Consider the following 13,538-nt stretch of genomic DNA (forward strand, 5'->3'; position numbering starts at 1 on the left):
TCCACCATAGCAATCGCGGGTGAACCCGCTCCCACAGGGTCCGAGTGCTTCTCGATATTAGGGATTTCTACCGGTATTGAGGCCACCCCAGCCACTTTAGTCGCAAAAACCCCGTTTCAAAGCCCCGAACCGCGCCGTTATCAGGCACTTGCCCATTGTCGAGGCAAGGGATTACGCGCTAAGGTTCCGCTCCCCGCTGAGCTCAATCATGCTGCTCCGCCGCACGGGGCTGGCGGCCGGCATCCGTGACCTGACGAGTAACACGATGGCTGATTTACCGATCGACGACCTTAACGTTGCCTCCAACGAGACCCTGATCACTCCCGATCAGCTCAAGAAGGAGATCCCACTCAGCGCCAGCGCGCTTCAGACCGTCACTGCCGGCCGTGAAGTGGTACGCAATATCCTCGACGGCAAGGACCACCGCCTGTTCGTCGTGGTCGGCCCCTGCTCCATCCATGATGTCAAGGCGGCGCATGAATACGCCGAGCGCCTCAAGGCCCTCGCCGCGGAAGTGTCCGACACCCTTTACCTGGTAATGCGCGTCTACTTCGAGAAGCCACGCACCACCGTCGGCTGGAAAGGCCTGATCAACGATCCGTACCTGGATGACTCGTTCAAGATCCAGGACGGCCTGCACATCGGTCGCAAGCTGCTGCTCGACCTCGCCGAGATGGGCCTGCCGACAGCCACCGAAGCCCTCGACCCGATCTCTCCGCAATACCTGCAGGACCTGATCAGCTGGTCGGCCATCGGCGCGCGCACCACCGAATCCCAGACCCACCGCGAAATGGCCTCGGGCCTGTCCTCCGCGGTCGGGTTCAAGAACGGTACCGACGGCGGCCTGACCGTGGCGATCAACGCCCTGCAATCGGTTTCCAGCCCGCATCGCTTCCTCGGCATCAACCAGGAAGGCGGCGTGTCCATCGTCACCACCAAGGGCAACCCCTATGGCCATGTCGTCCTGCGCGGCGGCAACGGCAAGCCCAACTACGACTCGGTCAGCGTCGCCCTGTGCGAACAGGCGCTGAACAAAGCCGGGATCAAGCCGAACATCATGGTCGATTGCAGCCACGCCAACTCCAACAAGGATCCGGCCCTGCAGCCGCTGGTCATGGAAAACGTCGCCAACCAGATCCTCGAGGGCAACCAGTCGATCATCGGCCTGATGGTGGAAAGCCACCTGAACTGGGGCTGCCAGGCGATTCCGAAGGATCTGGAGCAGTTGCAGTATGGCGTGTCGATCACCGATGCCTGCATCGACTGGGACGCCACCGCCACCACCCTGCGCAACATGCGCACCAAGCTCAAGGACGTGCTGCCGAAACGCCGCGCCTGAAGGGCATGAACGAAAACGCCGGGCAATGCCCGGCGTTTTCGTATGCGGAATAGGGAGGCCGTCAGGCCTTCGACGAATATTTCTGGTGCCGCTCCATGTAGCGCTCGACATAGGAGCAGGACGGGATCACGGTATAACCGCGCTCTTCGGCATAGGCCAGCGCCCGCTCGGTGAGTGCTGCCGCAATGCCACGGCCGCGCAGGGCGTTGGGCACGAACGTGCGGTAGATGTCCAGGGTCTGCTTGCCCAGGTCCATGTAGGTCAGGTAGGCACGATGACCGTCCACATTGGTCTCGAATTGATGACCGGCCTGGTCATGGTGGATGGTCAACGCCTCGCTCATCACTACTCCTCGCGGGTCTTGCAATAGAACCCGACCTTAACCGATGTTTGTCCGGCGAAGGAACCTCTACGCCACCCCATGCCCCTTGGACAGCACAAGGGCCTGCTCGTTGTGCAGGCCCGGGCACCCTACAAATAGTAGGCGCCCGCTGCCCGGATGCTCAAGGTACAGGTCGGAAAATTTTCCACGCGGCACAGCCCGCGCAAAGCGCGGCGACAGCGTCCTGAACTGCAAACCGGATGATCCGTTTGTTATGACGCAAGATGACACTAAAAGTCACTGTTAGTTCAAAAAAACTACTTTTACAAGAACGTCTTACACTCGCCAACAAGGAAACTGCACGATTTTCGCGCAGCCTCGGCTTCAAGCCCTTTGGCAAGACAATTTTTTTCCAATTCTTGCGCTCTGTCAGTTTACTTACTACAAGTAATGGGTACTATGTACGCCGGCCAGTTTCTCTTCGTTGAGAGATGGCTATTTAATAGAAAGTCCTTGAAGGGGAACACGATGAACAACGTTCTGAAATTCTCTGCTCTGGCTCTGGCCGCAGTTCTGGCTACCGGTTGCAGCAGCGTATCCAAAGAAACCGAAGCTCGTCTGACTGCTACCGAAGACGCAGCAGCTCGTGCACAAGCTCGTGCTGACGAAGCGTATCGCAAAGCCGACGACGCTCTGGCTGCCGCTCAGAAAGCTCAGCAAACCGCTGACGAAGCTAACGAGCGCGCTCTGCGTATGCTGGAAAAAGCCAGCCGCAAGTAATAATCCCTCGGGATTGTTATTTGAAGCCGGCCCACTTGTGGGCCGGCTTTTTTATTGCCCGCAGAAAGGGCCGGGACAAACAAAAAGGGACCGCGATGCGGCCCCTCGTTTACATCCTTTTCACAACTACTGCTGCTGGTATGGATTGCTCGAGATGATTGGCATGGTGCCATCCGGCGCGGTCGGTACCGCGATCTCGACCGGCATGCCATCTTCGGCAGCCACGACGTCACGCACCATGTCCCAGTTCATCTGCACGTTCTTCGCCAGGTCTTCACGCTTGAGCAACGCGTTGATCACTGCCGTGTGCTTGTCCACCACCGACGGATCACCCTTGTCGTCCAGCGGAGTGTGCGCTTCGAGATAGACCTTGCCACCACTCATGCCGAACTTGTACGGCTCGTTGATGATCCGCACCGGCGTGCCAACGGGCGCCATCTTCGCCAGCTCCAGCACGTTGTTGTTGAACATGCGGAAGCAGCCGTGGCTGGTGCGCATGCCGATACCGAACTTCTTGTTCGAACCGTGGATTAGGTAACCCGGTACCCCCAGGGTGAACTTGAACGGCCCCAGCGGGTTGTCCGGCCCAGCCGGAACCACGTTCGGCAGCGGATCACCGTCGGCGGCGTGCTCGGCCTTGATCGAGGCCGGCGGGGTCCAGGTCGGATTCGGCGTCTTGGCGGTGACCTTGGTCTGGGCGATCGGCGACCCCCAGCCTTCACGGCCGATACCCAGCGGGTAGGTATGCACCACGTTCTCGCCTTTCGGATAGTAGTACATGCGGTACTCGGCGAGGTTGATGACGATGCCTTCGCGCGGACCCGGCGGCAGGATGAAACGGGTCGGCAGGATGATCTCGGTACCGGCACCCGGCAGCCACGGGTCGACACCCGGGTTGGCCGCGACCATTTCCAGGTAGCCGAGGTCACCGGCGGTACCGATATCGGCAAAGGTGTCTTCGTACTTGGCCTTGATCACCTGGACCTGACCGATGATGTCTTCGCCTGGCGGTGGCAGGGGAAACTCCAGCGCGGAAACGGGACCGGCCGCCAGCAAGGCAGCCAGGGACAGGCAACGGGTGACGGCGGGAAAGCGCGGCAACATCCGGGAAATCCTTCGAACAATTCGGGAGTCAAGGACGCGATTGTACACCGCTGCAGGATTTTTCGGCATATGGGGGCGCCGGGTGGGTAGCGTCCTTCAGAGCTCCGGCCAGACCGGCCGCGTGCCTTTACGCTGGGCTTCCAGGATCGCCTTGCACAGCGGGCAGAGGCGGCGGTCACGGTAGACCGTGCTGGGCACACCGGACCAGCGCGGCTGCGCCGGCAGCAAGGTGCCGCACAAGGTACGGTCCGCCGAACCGCCCAGCTCCAGTTGACGGGCCACCAGGTGCACGCGGATCTCCTGGCAGGCGAACAGGTCAAGCTGTTCGTCGGGCTCGATCAATTGATAGGCATACAGGGACCAGGCGGGACGCGGCATCGGGGGCTCCAAATCGGGGGCGCAACATTAGCCGAAAGCCGGTCACTATAAAAGCGTCACAGCAGCGGTTTGATCGCTGGCCAGGCATTTTCCAGCAGACGCCCCTGCCCCCCTTGCGCCGGATGGATGCCGTCGGCCTGCATCAGCTCGGGATGCCCGCCCACCCCTTCGAGGAAAAACGGCACCAATGGAACGTTTTTCTGTACGGCGAGATCGGAATAGACCTGAGCGAAGGCTTTGGTATAGCGCGCGCCATAGTTCGGTGGCAGTTGCATGCCGAGCAGGAGCACCTTGGCCCCGGCTGCCCGGGACGTGTCGATCATCGAGGCAAGATTTTGTTGCAATTGCGCAGGAAGCTGCCCACGCAGCCCATCATTACCGCCCAGTTCCAGCACCACCAGGCTCGGCTTGTGCGCCGAAAGCAGCGCGGGCAGCCGCGCCTGGCCGCCCGCACTGGTATCACCGCTGATAGAGGCATTGACCACCTTGTCGTCAAAACCCTCGTCCTTGAGCCGCTTTTCCAGCAGCGCGACCCACCCCTGACGGGTATCCAGGCCAAAAGCGGCGCTGATACTATCGCCAACGATCAATACCGTACCCGCCGCTGCGTTCTGCGCCATGCACAGCAAGGCCAGACCAGCACTCAATAACCACACTCGCATCGGATTCTCCATGGGCCCCAGCATTCTCATTGCGCGGAACCTTAGCAAAGTGGTTCCCAGCGCGGAAGGCAACCTCACCATCCTCCAGGAACTGTCCCTGGAACTGACGCAAGGCGATAGTTTGGCCATCGTCGGCGCCTCGGGTTCCGGCAAATCCACCCTGCTCGGCCTGCTCGCCGGTCTCGACCAGCCCAGTGCCGGCTCGGTAACCCTGGCCGGCCACGACCTCGGGCCACTGGACGAAGACCAGCGCGCCCGGGTGCGCGCCGAACATGTGGGCTTCGTTTTCCAGTCGTTCCAGTTGCTCGACAGCCTCAACGCCCTGGAAAACGTCATGCTGCCACTGGAACTGGACGGCCGCCGCGACGCCCGCGAACACGCACGGACCCTGCTGGAGCGGGTCGGCCTGGGCAAGCGCCTGGGCCATTCGCCACGCCAGCTGTCCGGTGGCGAGCAACAGCGGGTGGCCATCGCCCGCGCCTTCGCCGCCGAACCGGACGTGCTGTTCGCCGACGAACCCACCGGCAACCTGGACAGCCATACCGGCGAGCGCATCAGCGACCTGCTGTTCGAGTTGAACAAGGAACGCGGCACTACCCTGGTCCTGGTCACCCATGACGAACGCCTGGCCCGCCGTTGCCATCGGCAGATCCGCCTGGAGGCGGGCCATTTGGTCAGCCCGATGGAGCCCTAGATGGCACACCTGTCCCTGTTTCGCCTGTTCGCCCTGGCCGTGCGCCAGTTGCTTCGCGATGCCCGTGCCGGCGAGCTGCGGGTGCTGTTCTTCGGCCTGCTGATCGCCGTGGCGGCAAGCACCGCCATCGGCTACTTCGGTGCGCGCCTGAACGGCGCCATGCTCCTGCGCGCCACCGAGTTCCTCGGCGCCGACCTGGTCCTGCAGGGCAGTTCCCCGGCCAGTGCCGGGCAGATCGAGCGCGGTACCCGCCTTGGCCTGGCCCACGCGACCGTGGTCGAATTCTCCAGCGTGATCGCCACCGATAACGGCATCCAGCTCTCCAGTGTCAAAGCGGCCAACGAGGCCTATCCGCTGCGCGGCGAACTGCGCAGCGCGCCAGAGCCCTTTGGCACGGAAACCGCAGGTGGCGGCCCGGCGCCGGGCGAAGCCTGGGTCGAACCGCGCCTGCTGGCCGCGCTCGACCTGAAGATCGGCGACAGCATCGACGTCGGCATGAAGACCCTGCGCCTGAGCCGGGTGCTGACCTACGAGCCGGACCGCGCCGGCAATTTCTACAGCCTCACCCCGCGGGTAATGATCAACCTCGCCGACCTCGACTCCACCGGCGTGGTCCAGCCCGGCAGCCGGGTGACCTACCGCGAGCTGTGGCGCGGCGACGCCCTGGTGCTGGCCGACTATCGCCAGTTCCTCGACGGCAACCTCGCGCCCAACCAGCGCATCCGTGATGCCCGCGACGGCAACCAGCAGATCGGCGGCGCCCTGGGCAAGGCCGAGCGCTACCTCAACATGGCCAGCCTGGTAGCGGTGCTGCTGGCCGGCGTGGCAGTGGCATTGTCGGCAAGCCGCTTTGCCGTGCGCCGCTTCGACGCCAGCGCCCTGCTGCGCTGCCTGGGCCTGTCACGGCGCCAGGCGCTGACCCTGTTCTGCCTGCAACTGGCGATTCTCGGCAGCCTTGCCGCACTGGCCGGCGCCCTGCTGGGCTGGCTGGCGCAATTGGGCCTGTTCGCCCTGCTCGACGGCCTGCTGCCGGCGGACATTCCCGAGGGTGGCGTGGTCCCGGCGCTGGCCGGCATCGCCACCGGCCTGGTAGCCCTGGCCGGTTTCGCCCTGCCACCGCTGGCTGCGCTGGGTCGGGTACCGCCCCTGCGGGTGCTGCGCCGCGACCTGCTGCCGGTGCCGCCCAGCAGTTGGCTGGTGTACGGCGCGGCAATCCTGGCCCTCGGCCTGATCATGTGGCGCCTGAGCCTCGACCTGCTGCTGACCTTCGCCCTGCTCGGCGGCGGCCTGATCGCCGCGCTGCTGCTGGGCGGCCTGCTGCTGCTCGGCCTGCGCAGCCTGCGGCGTATGCTGGCCGGCGCACCACTGGCATGGCGCCTGGGCCTTGGCCAACTGTTGCGCCATCCGCTGGCCGCCGCCGGGCAGTCCCTGGCCTTTGGCCTGATCCTCCTGGCGATGGGCCTGATCACCCTGTTGCGCGTCGAGTTGCTGGATACCTGGCACAACCAGCTGCCGGCCGATGCGCCCAACTATTTCGCGCTGAACATCCTCGAAGACGACAAGGCTGCCTTCAGCAAGGAACTGGCCGGCTTCTCCAGCCATGCCGCGCCGCTGTATCCAGTAGTGCCGGGGCGCCTGACCCAGATCAACGGCGAAGCGGTGCAGCAGATCGTCAGCAAGGACTCCGCCGGCGACCGCGCCGTGCAACGCGACCTCAGCCTGACCTGGGCCGCCGAACTGCCGGACGACAACACCCTCAGCGCCGGCCAGTGGTGGCAAGGCCAGCCGCAAGCGGACGTCGTTCCCGGGGTCTCGGTGGAAGCCAAACTGGCGGAAAGCCTCAAGCTCAAGCTGGGCGACCGCCTGACCTTCGTCATCGGCGGGGAAACACGCGAGGCCGTGGTCAGCAGCCTGCGCGAGGTGAACTGGGATACCTTCCGGCCCAACTTCTACATGATCTTCCAGCCCGGCACCCTGCAGGGCTTGCCGGCCACCTGGCTGACCAGCTTCTACCTGGCGCCGGGCAACGACCAGCAGATCGTCGCACTGTCGCGGGCCTTCCCGGCAGCGACCATCCTTCCGGTGGACGCCCTCCTCGAACAGCTGCGCAGCATCCTTGCCCAGGTCACCCTGGCGGTGCAGTACGTGCTGCTGTTCGTCCTGGCGGCAGGGCTAGCGGTACTGTTCGCCGGCTTGCAGGCGACCCTCGACGAACGTATCCGCCAGGGCGCCCTGCTCCGCGCCCTGGGGGCCGGGCGGGCGTTGCTGGTCAAGGCGCGGCGCATCGAGTTCGGCCTGCTCGGCGCCGCCAGCGGCCTGCTCGCCGCCATCGGTTGCGAGATGATTACCTGGGTGCTTTACCGCTACGCCTTCGACCTGCAATGGAACCCGCATCCGTCGCTGCTGCTGCTGCCGCTGGTGGGTGCGCTGCTGGTGGGCGGGGCCGGCGTGGTCGGTACCCGCCGCGCTCTCAACGCCAGCCCGCTGACGGTGCTGCGCGAAGGCTGAACACGGCGAGCCGGCGATCTGTACCGCCGCCGGCTCGCCGGGTACTCTTCGCCCCTGACGTAACGCCCGCCCAGGAGACGGCATTGGCTACCAACATCATCACCCGCGAAGGTCACGAAGCGCTCAAGGCCGAGCTGGATCACCTGTGGCGCGTATACCGCCCGGAAATCACCCAGAAAGTCGCCTGGGCCGCCTCCCTGGGCGACCGCAGCGAAAACGCCGACTACCAGTACAACAAGAAGCTCCTGCGCGAGATCGACCGCCGCGTGCGTTACCTGCGCAAGCGCCTGGAAGACGTGAAGGTGGTGGACTACGGCCCCGAACAGGAAGGCCGGGTATTCTTCGGCGCCTGGGTGGAGATCGAGAACGAGGATGGCGAGGTGATGAAGTTCCGCATCGTCGGCTATGACGAGATCTACGGGCGCAACGACTACATCTCGGTGGACTCGCCCATGGCCCGGGCGCTGCTGAAGAAAGAGAAGGATGACGAGGTGGTGGTGCAGACGCCGGGGGGTGAGGCGGTGTGGTATGTGAACAGCATCAGTTATCCGCGGTGACCTTTCGGGCCTCATCGCCGGCAACGCCGGCTCCCACAGGTCGGCGGTGTCCACACAACCTGTGGGAGCCGGCGTTGCCGGCGATACCACCACAAATTTCAGCCCCGAGTGATCAACCCCTGCCGCGCAATCCGGGTCAACTGCCCGATCACCTCTGCCGCCCGCTCCTTGCTCGGCGCCTGGACCACGGCCAGGTCGAAGCGGTCATCGGCGAATTCCGCCAGCGACGTTTCCAGGTCGACGAACTGAATCAGCAAGGCCGTCGCGCGGCCCTTGCGGCGCGGCCAGCCATCGAGGAAGCGAACCAGGGTCGGTTGGTGCGGGCCACTCAGCAGCACCCGTGGGGTACGCGCCGACTGGCTGGAAGAAAGAGGGGTCAGGCAGACACTGGAACGTGGGCAACTCATGGAGTCATATTCTCCGCCTCGCAGATCCCGCTGGGCTGCGGTGGGAGGCATCACCGAACCAGCGTTTTAGCGGTATTCGGATCACCTTGGGGGCTCTCCCGCGCCCCGCAAGTAGCTGTTTAAATCGGCGCAGGTGGGCATCCTAGAGAAGCCGCCAGCGGACTGTCAACTCAAGCAATGACAAAGGGCCTGCATGGCAGGCCCTTTTCGTTGACTTCAGGTTTTTGCAATCGCCGCGTCCAGCGAGGCCCGGCCAGCCCCCTCGAACAGCACCGCAATCGCGCCGCCCAGCAGGGCCAGGGCGAATTCGTAGCCGTTGTTGGACATGAACAGCCCGTTGTTGATGTGCACCGACAGGATCGCCACCACCAGCAGACCGATCAGTGCCACCGCCGCCGGCCGTGCCAGCAAACCGATGACCAGCGCCAGGCCGCCGAAGAATTCCGCGCCACCGGAGAGCACCGCCATCGGCATCGCCGGCGTCAGGCCCAGGCTTTCCATGAACTGCGCGGTACCCGCCAGGCCGCCCCCGCCGAACAGGCCGAAGAGTTTCTGCGAGCCGTGGGCCATGAAGATGATGCCGACGATGATGCGAAGGATGGTCATGCCCCAGCCAGCGCGGGTGGTCATTACGGAGAGGATGGCGTTCATTGCGGTGTTCCTTAGCAAGGTGCGTTGTGTTTGGATGGCGCCATAATAATCATATTATTTAATATGAAAATCGCAATTAATCCATCATAAAGATCGAACAAATAGATTATTTGCGACCTTTCACCTTGTCGTTCCGGGAGGACTCCAGCGCCTCCCGCTCCCGGTCGAAGGCCAGGAAGTACTTGTTGACGCTATTAACATAGCTGACCGGCCCCATTCCCACCTGCTCCAGTGCAACCCGCTCGACCTGGAAGAACCATTGGTTCTGGTTCAGGCCGCGCCGCCGGGCCTCGGCGCGCATCGCCTGGACCCGCTCCGGCCCGAGGTTATAGGCGGCCAGGACGAAGGCCATGCGCTCGCGCTCGTTAAGCTGGTTGCTGGAGAAGAACTTGCGCCGGATCAGCGACATGTAGCGCGCACTGGCCTGGACATTGCCCTCCACGCTGCTGATATCGCTGACCCCCACGCGCTGCGCTGCGCTCGGGGTGATCTGCATCAGGCCGTGGGCACCGCCGGCACCACGAGCGCCGGGATTGAGCGAGGACTCCTTGAAGGCCACGGCGGCAAGGTTGAGCCAGTCGAGGTTCTGCGCCTCGGCGTGCTTTTGCAGCACCGGGCGCAATTTGTCGAGGCGCTGGCGATTGGCCTTGGCCAGCGGGTAATGCACCTTGTACAGGCGCCGGTAGATGCGCTCGAAGTTCACATCCTGGTCGGCCGGCGCGCGGTAGTCCTGGAGAAAACGGTCGACGCTGGCATGCAGCATCACCGCCTCGCGGCGCATGAACCAGTGGGTCGACTCCGGCGCGGCCAGGCTGATCCTGCTGTTGATCTGCAGCTTGGGCATGACCTTGCGCCAGCGCTCGGCGATAGGCTGCTCGACCACCGTCAGCGGCAGGATGCCACCCTGCACCATCTCCAGTACGTCCTCCGTCGCCAGGCTCGGGTCGATCCACTCGATCCTGATCGGCGCGTGCTTGCGCAACGCCAGGCGCTGGTTGATCTCATGCAGGGTATCGCCGGCGGCACTGCCGGCCGGCAACGTCAGGGTATGTCCGGATAGCTGTTCGATCCGGCTGTAGCTGCGCTCGCCCCTGCGCCCTACCAGCACCAGTGGCACCTGGGCCAGCACCGGATCGCTGGCACTCACGCCCCGCGTGGAAACCGGATCGAGCAGTTCGCCCGGCGCTACCAGGTCGCCCTCGCCACGCTGCAAGGCAGGGACCAGTTGCTCCTTGGCCTTGGGGATCAGCTTCAGGCGGATCTCCTGGCCATCACGGGCGCGGGCGTTGAGGTAGTGCTCGAAAGCACGCAGGCGGTAGTACTCGATGCCGTACGGCTGGCCCTTGACCTCGCCGGAGCTGTTGCGGCTCTGGTTGACCAGCACCCGCAGTTCGCGGCTGGCGCGGATCTGCGCCAGGTCGCGATCCTTGTTGCCAGTGCCAACTACCTGGGGCGGACCGGCCACCCGCGCGCTTGCCGGCCCTGCAACGAGCAGCCCGGCGAACAGCAGGATCATCAGCAAAGCTCGGGACATCCGGACTCCAGGAACAGGCCGTGATGGCATGCGTGGCGGCACACTATGCAGCGGGCTCATTACAATTGACCGCAAATGACCACGACAACCTGTTGAAGTTCTTGTGTTTGTTGTTATTTTCGAGCCTTTCAGCGCGTATCAGCCGCGAAATTCGAGGTAGCACCATGCAACTCATCGACATCGGCGTCAATCTCACCAATGCCAGTTTTGCCGGGATTCACCAGGATGTACTGGAGCGCGCCGAGGCCGCCGGGGTGCGGCAGATGCTGCTGACCGGTACCAGCCTGGCCGGCAGCAGCGAGGCGCTGGAGCTGTGCCAGCGCCTCGACGCCAGCGGCCAGCGCCTGTTCTCCACCGCCGGCGTGCACCCGCACGACGCCAGCCAGTGGAACGCCGAAAGCCCGCGCCGGTTGCGCCAGTTGCTGGAGCAGCCACGGGTGCAGGCGGTGGGTGAATGCGGGCTGGATTTCAATCGCGATTTCTCGCCCCGCCCGCAACAGGAAAAGGCCCTGGAAGATCAGCTGGCCCTGGCCGTGGAGTTGCAGATGCCGGTGTTCCTCCACGAGCGCGACGCCAGCGAGCGCCTGCTGCAGATCCTCAAGGACTACCGGGATAACCTCGTCGCTGCCGGGGTGCATTGTTTCACCGGCGAGCGCGAGGCGCTGTTCGCCTATCTGGACCTGGACCTGCACATCGGCATCACCGGCTGGATCTGCGACGAGCGCCGCGGCACCCACCTGCACGCCCTGGTCGGCAACATCCCCGAAGGCCGGCTGATGCTGGAAAGCGACGCGCCCTACCTACTGCCGCGCAGCCTGCGACCAAAACCGAAGAACGGTCGCAACGAGCCGGCATACCTGCCGGAGGTACTGCGCGAAGTGGCCCGGCATCGCGGCGAGTCCGAGGCCCATCTGGCAGCACATACAACCCTGTGTGCCCGACGCTTCTTCAACCTCCCGGAGCTGGCTTGACACATATCAAGATCTATTGCTGATTAGTCGCCCAGAATGCTGGCACCTTGCCAAAAAACTTTCCGCTCAAACGCTTAACTCAGAGAAGACCTACCATGGGTGCCTGGCTTAGCAACATCTCCCTGAAATACAAGTTCTGGGCTGTCAACGCGGTCGCCTTCGTCACCACCCTGTTCCTGGTGTTGTACGCGGTATTCCTCGAACAGCAGGCCCGGGTCGATGAAGCCCACGACCGTGCGATAGCCGAAGCCAGGTTGCTCGCCGCCTGGCCCGCCGGGCAGGCCCTGCCCCAGGCGCCGCATATCCTGGCCTTTGCCCCCGGCCAGACGCCCAGCTACCAGGGGCAGCCTGTCGCGGCCCTGGCCAACGCCAGCGGCTGGGTCAGCCTCGAACCCTACGCCGTGTTCGGCGAAGCGCCGCTGGCTGGGGCCCAGGTGATCAGCCGCGACGGCCAGCGGGTCGCCGTAATGGCACCGGCACCGAGCTTCATGCAAGTCTACAGCGACCGCTTCGGCAACTACGCGGTCTGCGTGTTGATCCTGATGCTGGCGATGCTCTGCGCCTCGCAGCTGCTGATCCGCTTCCTGCTGGCCCAGCTCAACACCCTCAAGGATGTGATCCTGCACGTCGAGAAAACCGGCGACCTGTCGGCGCGGGTGCCGCTGTCCTGCGGTGACGAAGTCGGCCAGATGGCCAGTGCCTTCAACGCCATGCAGACGACCTACCACCGCGTGGTCAATACGGTCGCGGTGACCGCCGCGCAATTGGACTCCGGCGCCGCGCGCCTGGCAGCGAGCATGAGCGACGTGCGCCACGGCATGCTCGGCCAGCAGAGCGAGACCGACCAGGCCGCCACGGCGATCAACGAGATGTCCGCCACCGTCTACCACATCGCCCAGCATGCCGGCGCCACCCGCGACCTGTCGCAGACCGCCGACACCCTCGCCGGCAGCGGCAAGGACGTGGTCAGCCGGGTCCAGACTTCCATTGCCGGGCTGTCCAGCGGCGTGCAGCAGACCGCCGAGATGATTCGTCAACTGGCCGAAGACAGCCAGAAGATCAATGGCGTGGTCAACGTGATCCACAGCATCGCCGAGCAAACCAACCTGCTCGCCCTTAACGCTGCCATCGAAGCGGCGCGGGCCGGCGACCTGGGGCGTGGTTTCGCCGTGGTCGCCGATGAAGTGCGCAACCTGGCCAAGCGCGTGCAGTCGTCCACCGACGAGATCACCGAGATGGTATCGGCCCTGCAGGCCGGCACCCGCGACGCGGTGGAGTTCATGACCGAGAGTTCGTTCAAGGCCGACGACTGCGTCAAGCAGGCCCAGGAAGCCGGCGAGGCCCTGGCGGAAATCACCGCCGCGGTGGCGCAGATGCGCGAAAGCAATACGCAGATTGCCGTGGCGGCGGAGCAGCAAAGCCAGGTGGCGGAAGAGATGAACCGCGCGGTGGTGAGCATTCGCGATGTGACCGAGGATACGGTGCAGCAGACGGTGTCGTCGGCGACCACCAGCAGTGAGCTGGCGACCCTGGCCGGGGAGCTGAACAAGGTGATCGGGCAACTGAAACTGTAAGATCGCGGCCCTTGTGGGGGGGGGGGGGGCCCCCGGGGGGGGGGGGGTTTCACAAAA

General features: G+C 64.3%; 14 protein-coding genes. 7 read left to right on the plus strand and 7 right to left on the minus strand.

What is annotated here, in order from left to right; genetic code table 11:
- The first annotated feature begins 265 nt into the window (after nt 1-265).
- A complete protein-coding gene (locus ACKLLE_RS25600) occupies nt 266-1,339 on the plus strand; it encodes a 3-deoxy-7-phosphoheptulonate synthase (protein ID WP_009394489.1) in 1,074 nt (357 codons plus the stop codon).
- Nucleotides 1,340-1,400: 61 nt separating this feature from the next.
- Here ACKLLE_RS25600 and ACKLLE_RS25605 read toward each other — a convergent pair whose 3' ends face one another.
- On the minus strand, nt 1,401-1,682 hold the full coding sequence (locus tag ACKLLE_RS25605; RefSeq protein WP_009394487.1) for a GNAT family N-acetyltransferase: 282 nt from the start codon (nt 1,680-1,682) through the stop codon (nt 1,401-1,403).
- A gap of 507 nt (nt 1,683-2,189) precedes the next feature.
- Here ACKLLE_RS25605 and oprI point away from each other — a divergent pair.
- Nucleotides 2,190-2,441 carry an outer membrane lipoprotei OprI gene (oprI, locus tag ACKLLE_RS25610; RefSeq protein ID WP_037058464.1) on the plus strand — a complete coding sequence of 84 codons (252 nt, stop codon included), beginning with the start codon at nt 2,190-2,192 and terminating at the stop codon, nt 2,439-2,441.
- 126 nt (nt 2,442-2,567) lie between these two features.
- Here the strand turns inward: oprI and ACKLLE_RS25615 are convergent, their stop codons facing one another.
- From ACKLLE_RS25615 to ACKLLE_RS25625, 3 genes are all read right to left on the minus strand, one after another.
- The gene (locus ACKLLE_RS25615; protein WP_064303980.1) at nt 2,568-3,545 is read right to left on the minus strand and encodes a L,D-transpeptidase family protein; all 978 of its coding nucleotides are present in this window, start codon (nt 3,543-3,545) and stop codon (nt 2,568-2,570) included.
- A 96-nt stretch (nt 3,546-3,641) separates the two neighbouring features.
- Nucleotides 3,642-3,923, minus strand: a complete 282-nt coding sequence (locus tag ACKLLE_RS25620; protein ID WP_064303979.1) for a hypothetical protein — start codon at nt 3,921-3,923, stop codon at nt 3,642-3,644.
- A 56-nt stretch (nt 3,924-3,979) separates the two neighbouring features.
- The gene (locus ACKLLE_RS25625) at nt 3,980-4,585 is read right to left on the minus strand and encodes an arylesterase (protein ID WP_064303978.1); all 606 of its coding nucleotides are present in this window, start codon (nt 4,583-4,585) and stop codon (nt 3,980-3,982) included.
- Between the two features lie 10 nt (nt 4,586-4,595).
- On the opposite strand from ACKLLE_RS25625, the gene ACKLLE_RS25630 reads away from it, so the two are divergent.
- The 3 genes from ACKLLE_RS25630 to greB all read left to right on the plus strand — a co-directional run bounded on the left by ACKLLE_RS25630 (nt 4,596) and on the right by greB (nt 8,344).
- The gene (locus ACKLLE_RS25630) at nt 4,596-5,279 is read left to right on the plus strand and encodes an ABC transporter ATP-binding protein (protein ID WP_420059410.1); all 684 of its coding nucleotides are present in this window, start codon (nt 4,596-4,598) and stop codon (nt 5,277-5,279) included.
- On the plus strand, nt 5,280-7,787 hold the full coding sequence (locus tag ACKLLE_RS25635; protein WP_420059411.1) for an ABC transporter permease: 2,508 nt from the start codon (nt 5,280-5,282) through the stop codon (nt 7,785-7,787).
- 83 nt (nt 7,788-7,870) lie between these two features.
- Nucleotides 7,871-8,344, plus strand: a complete 474-nt coding sequence (gene greB / locus ACKLLE_RS25640; protein ID WP_009394475.1) for a transcription elongation factor GreB — start codon at nt 7,871-7,873, stop codon at nt 8,342-8,344.
- A 98-nt stretch (nt 8,345-8,442) separates the two neighbouring features.
- Here the strand turns inward: greB and ACKLLE_RS25645 are convergent, their stop codons facing one another.
- The 3 genes from ACKLLE_RS25645 to ACKLLE_RS25655 all read right to left on the minus strand — a co-directional run bounded on the left by ACKLLE_RS25645 (nt 8,443) and on the right by ACKLLE_RS25655 (nt 10,936).
- Nucleotides 8,443-8,751 (minus strand): hypothetical protein, encoded by a 309-nt coding sequence (locus tag ACKLLE_RS25645; protein WP_279898453.1) that lies wholly within the window; start codon nt 8,749-8,751, stop codon nt 8,443-8,445.
- Nucleotides 8,752-8,967: 216 nt separating this feature from the next.
- Nucleotides 8,968-9,402 carry a DoxX family protein gene (locus tag ACKLLE_RS25650; RefSeq protein ID WP_420059412.1) on the minus strand — a complete coding sequence of 145 codons (435 nt, stop codon included), beginning with the start codon at nt 9,400-9,402 and terminating at the stop codon, nt 8,968-8,970.
- A gap of 106 nt (nt 9,403-9,508) precedes the next feature.
- Complete coding sequence (locus ACKLLE_RS25655) at nt 9,509-10,936, minus strand: MltF family protein (protein ID WP_420059413.1); 1,428 nt, start codon at nt 10,934-10,936, stop codon at nt 9,509-9,511.
- A gap of 164 nt (nt 10,937-11,100) precedes the next feature.
- Between ACKLLE_RS25655 and ACKLLE_RS25660 the strand changes: the two genes are divergently transcribed.
- A complete protein-coding gene (locus ACKLLE_RS25660) occupies nt 11,101-11,907 on the plus strand; it encodes a TatD family hydrolase (RefSeq protein ID WP_420059414.1) in 807 nt (268 codons plus the stop codon).
- A 95-nt stretch (nt 11,908-12,002) separates the two neighbouring features.
- Complete coding sequence (locus ACKLLE_RS25665) at nt 12,003-13,481, plus strand: methyl-accepting chemotaxis protein (protein ID WP_420059415.1); 1,479 nt, start codon at nt 12,003-12,005, stop codon at nt 13,479-13,481.
- Nucleotides 13,482-13,538: the final 57 nt, after the last annotated feature.

It is taken from the genome of Pseudomonas bharatica (assembly GCF_048586865.1).
GTDB classification, from domain to species: domain Bacteria; phylum Pseudomonadota; class Gammaproteobacteria; order Pseudomonadales; family Pseudomonadaceae; genus Aquipseudomonas; species Aquipseudomonas bharatica.